The sequence below is a fragment of the Rhodococcus sp. IEGM 1366 genome (assembly GCF_033142425.1).
In the GTDB taxonomy this organism is placed as follows: domain Bacteria; phylum Actinomycetota; class Actinomycetes; order Mycobacteriales; family Mycobacteriaceae; genus Rhodococcus_F; species Rhodococcus_F globerula.
In genome coordinates this window covers 1-764 of record NZ_JAWLRZ010000033.1, presented here as the reverse complement: position 1 = coordinate 764, position 764 = coordinate 1, and the positions used below count along the sequence as shown (strand labels likewise).

Here is a 764-nt window from a genome sequence, read left to right as displayed (position 1 = left end):
TCGACGTTCTACGACCACCGGCGCCGGCTCCGTCGCGGGGACACCCGAACCGACATCAAAGAGGCCATTCGTGGCGCATCCGAGGCAGCCAACAGCGCATACGGGCACCGGCGCATTCTTTGCGTCCTGCTCCGACAGGGGTGGAAGGTGTCGAAGAAGACCGTGCTCAAACTCATGCGCGAGCTCGGGTTGGCCTGCCCGGTGCGCCGTCGCAAACGGCACAACTCCTTCCGAGGTGAGGTCGGCGAGGCAGCCGAGAACGTGTTGAACCGCCAGTTCGCGACAGAGACTGCGCACACCAAATGGGCCACGGACGTAACCGAGTTCAACATCGGCAGTTCCAAGGTCTACCTTTCGCCCATCCTCGACCTTCATGACAACCGAATCATCTCGGTGACGGCCGGGCCGTCTCCGAGCGTGAAGATGGTCACCGACAGACTCCGCATGGCAATCGACACCCTCAACGCTGGCGAAAAACCACTTGTCCACTCCGACCAAGGATTTCAGTACCGCCACACCCTCTGGAGGGAAACGTTGTGCGAAGCAGGGCTCACTCAGTCAATGTCCCGCAAAGGCACCTGCCCGGGCAACGCCGTCATGGGGGGATTCTTCAGCCACCTCAAGGAGGAATGGTTCCCCCGTCCAGAAACCCGGAACTCTCGACGAGTTTCACACGGGACTCACTGACTACCTGCGATGGTGGAACACCACCCGCATTCAACAGCGACTCGGCTACCTCAGCCCCGACGAGTACCGCGCCCAAA

2 protein-coding genes are annotated in these 764 nt (G+C 61.3%); both read left to right on the top strand.

What is annotated here, in order from left to right:
• On the top strand, positions 1–687 hold a 687-nt coding region (locus tag R4P64_RS33915; RefSeq protein WP_317824576.1), incomplete at its 5' end, for an IS3 family transposase.
• Between the two features lie 4 nt (positions 688–691).
• Positions 692–764 (top strand): IS3 family transposase (locus R4P64_RS34225; protein WP_411742759.1); only part of this gene is annotated, 73 nt, incomplete at its 3' end.